Origin of the sequence: Alkalinema pantanalense CENA528, assembly GCF_050753345.1 — a bacterium.
GTDB classification, from domain to species: domain Bacteria; phylum Cyanobacteriota; class Cyanobacteriia; order Leptolyngbyales; family Leptolyngbyaceae; genus Alkalinema; species Alkalinema pantanalense.
This window is the reverse complement of sequence record NZ_JBLZFX010000201.1, coordinates 1-3,091: the sequence shown is the minus strand read 5'-3', so window position 1 is coordinate 3,091 and position 3,091 is coordinate 1. Positions and strand designations below refer to the sequence as shown.

The window sequence follows — 3,091 nt, the reverse complement described above, 5'->3', positions numbered from 1 at the left end:
GGGTAGGGGAGTGGGAGGGTAGGAAGGGTGGGAGAGTGGGGAATAAATTTGAAGTGGATAAAATAGAAGGTGATTTTTAGAAGGGAGTGGCTATGTCGGAAGAGTTGATTATTTTGACGGATGATGAGTTTGAGCCGGAGACGGGGAGTAAGGGTTGGGGGGAGCCGATTCGGCAGGTGGCGGGACGGCTGCGGGAGGTGAAGGTTGATCCGGCGGAGTTGGAAGGGAAGATGACGGCGTTTGTTCGATCGATCGGGCAGGTGTTTCAGCAGGCGAATGCGGAACTTCCGGCGGATTCTGAGTTGCGGTTGGAGGAGGTGGAGTTGGCGGTGAAGATTGGGGCGAAGGGGCAGGTGAAGTTGATTGCGGGGGGTGAGGTGAGTAGTGAGGGGTGCATTACGTTGAAGTTTAAGCGATCGCAGAAGTAGGGGTATGATGGGCGGCTATGGCGAATAATTGGGCGATCGCGGTTGGGATTAATAATTACGATTTTTTGCCGGAGGCGTCGCTGAGCTTTGCGGTGCAGGATGCGTTGGCGATGCGGCGATTTCTGCAAGATGAGGCGGGGTTTGCGGCAGAGCAGGTGTTGCTGTGTGGGGATGGGGTGGAACCGGGGAGTCGGCGGGCTACGCGGCCTGTGTTGCGGGATATTTTGTTGCATCAAATCCAGCGGGCGCAGAATGCGGATAATTTGTGGTTCTTTTTTAGTGGTCATGGGATGGCGGGGAGTGACCAGCGGGACTATCTGATGACGATCGATGGTAATCCCAATGACTTGCAGGAGACGGCGATTCCGATTCAGTTTGTGACGGAGCAGCTTCGGGCTTGTCGGGCGAAGACGGTGGTGTTGATTTTGGATATGTGCCGTAATGAACAGCGGGACGCTGGACGGAAGGGTTTAGATTCAGTAGAGGAATCGCTGCGGGAGTTGGTGAAACAACGGGAGGAGCAACAGGGAATTATTACGTTGTTTTCTTGCAGTCGGGGGCAGAGTTCCTATGAGTTGGAGGATTTGCAGCAGGGGGCGTTTACCTATGCGTTGCTGGAGGGGTTGCGGCAACAGACGATTTTGAAGGATTTGGAAAGTCATTTGGCGCGGCGGGTGCCGGAGTTGCATCGGAATGCGGGGAAGGTGACGCGGAAGCAGGTGCCGTTGGTGATTCCGGAGCCGGGATGGAAGTATGAGGAGCCGATTTTGAGCCATTATGCGACGCGGCAGGATGTGGCGCGGTTGAAGGAAATGGCGATCGATGCGGAATGTGATGGGGAGGTGGAGAAGGCGATTCGCTTGTGGGAGCAGGTGAATTTGTTGGCGGAGGGACTGGACGATCGACGGCGGGCGTTGAATCAATTGTTGCGGCTGCGATCGGGGACAGGTAATCAACAATCTGTGCAACCTGTGGTGCAACCGCCTCTAGCGGAACAGAAGCAGCCAGCCCAAAAGCCAGTTCCCACTGCGAAAGCATCAATGCCTGTAGCAAAAACAACGAGTGCGATTGATGCGATTCCCCTAAAATCTGAAAAAGGCGTGAGTTATGAAAAGCTGCGTGAATTATTGAAAGCGGAAAAGTGGGAAGAGGCCGATCGGGAAACTCTGAGGGTCATGCTGGAAGTGGCGGGTCAGACGAAGCGAGGATATCTAGTGTCGGATGACCTCAAGAAATTTCCTTGTGCGGATTTATTGACGATCGATCAGTTGTGGGTGGAAGCCAGCAAGGGACACTTTGGGTTTTCTGTACAGAAGAAAATCTGGAAGGAATGTGGTAGCCCGATGATCGGCGGGAAAGAATGGGATAACTTTTGCGCTAAAGTGGGGTGGAAGAAAGGCGGGAGCTACGTGAACTACTCAGACTTACCCAAAAATCCTCACCATTCTCTCGCGGGAGAATTACCGTGTTTGTGGGGTTTTTTTGTTCGCAATGGTGCGTTCTACCGATTCTCTTCTCTCGCGCAGAGACTTGTGAACTGTAGCACGAGCCAGTCCTAGGAATTCCTAAAGTTTTGTGACTACGATGATTTCTACATAACAATGCTCCTTCTAGCGATCCGATCCCCCTAATCCCCCTACCCTACGGGAAGCAAAGCTACAAAAGGGGGACTTTGAAAGGCAAATGGGGGACTTTTAATCTGTATTTTTCTTGTTCCCCCTTTTTTAAGGGGGGCTAGGGGGGATCTGCACCCACAACGCAGACCAGCAGACCATTACAGCATTCAGCTCTGCGTTAGTCGCACATTTATTGCAGTATTAGCCGTAACGTCTATCGCGCGTGTTCGATCCCCCTAAATCCCCCTTCAAAAGGGGGACTTTAAAAGTCACAAGGAGGACTTTGAGAGGATTGTAGTGATTGTTTGGCATACATTCTCGAAATAGTTCAAAACTTCTTCATTCGTAAATCTCACGACTGTTAATCCATAACCTTCTAAAATCTGTGTTCTTTCCCGATCGTGGGCTTTTCCTTGTTCTGTAAAATGACCACTCCCATCGACCTCAATGACTAAACCCAATCTTGCGCAATAAAAATCGACAATAAAGTGATCGATCGGACGTTGTCGTAAAAAACGAAATTCTGAATCTTTCAGGAACTCTTGCCACAGCTTCTTTTCAGCCGGAGTCGGGTTCTTCCTCATTTCCTTAGCAGGAAATATCAGCTCTGGGTTATAGGGCAAATGGAAATCGGTTGTATTTAGCTTTGACATACGAAAGACACTACAAACCCGATAGACTTAAAGTGCCCCAAAATCCCCAATTCTCTCTGCATAACTCATCACAACGTCGATCGCGCGTGTTCGATCCCCCTAAATCCCCCTTAATAAGGGGGACTTTGAGAAAAATAGATTAGAAGTACAGATTTTATAATCTTTCCTCCTATTCTTTTGCATTTACTCTTGTTCCCCCTTTTTTTCGTATTTACTCTTGTCCCCCCTTAATAAGGGGGGCTAGCGATTATCTTGAAAGTCAAGTAGGTTGGGGCAGAACTTGCCCTGGATTAGCTATGGCCGCAGGGTTCCAGAAGGTTCCCTGCTTGACCATGGCATTGAGAATCGTCAGCAACTTTCGCATACAAGCCACTAACGCAACCTTCTTGGCCTT

At 50.2% G+C, this 3,091-nt stretch carries 3 protein-coding genes and 1 pseudogene; 2 read left to right on the top strand and 2 right to left on the bottom strand.

Annotated elements, in window-relative coordinates; all coding sequences use genetic code 11:
• Nucleotides 1–92 precede the first annotated feature (92 nt).
• Together ACN4EG_RS27500 and ACN4EG_RS27495 are read left to right on the top strand one after the other, a co-directional pair.
• Nucleotides 93–428, top strand: coding sequence for a Pepco domain-containing protein (locus ACN4EG_RS27500; protein ID WP_431633476.1), 336 nt, complete (start codon nt 93–95; stop codon nt 426–428).
• 17 nt (nt 429–445) lie between these two features.
• Nucleotides 446–1,987 carry a GUN4 domain-containing protein gene (locus ACN4EG_RS27495; protein WP_431633475.1) on the top strand — a complete coding sequence of 514 codons (1,542 nt, stop codon included), beginning with the start codon at nt 446–448 and terminating at the stop codon, nt 1,985–1,987.
• 326 nt (nt 1,988–2,313) lie between these two features.
• On the opposite strand, the gene ACN4EG_RS27490 is transcribed toward ACN4EG_RS27495, so the two are convergent.
• Nucleotides 2,314–2,697, bottom strand: coding sequence for an endonuclease domain-containing protein (locus ACN4EG_RS27490; protein WP_431633474.1), 384 nt, complete (start codon nt 2,695–2,697; stop codon nt 2,314–2,316).
• A 259-nt stretch (nt 2,698–2,956) separates the two neighbouring features.
• Nucleotides 2,957–3,091 (bottom strand): annotated as a pseudogene (locus tag ACN4EG_RS27485) (IS110 family transposase); the annotation flags it as partial.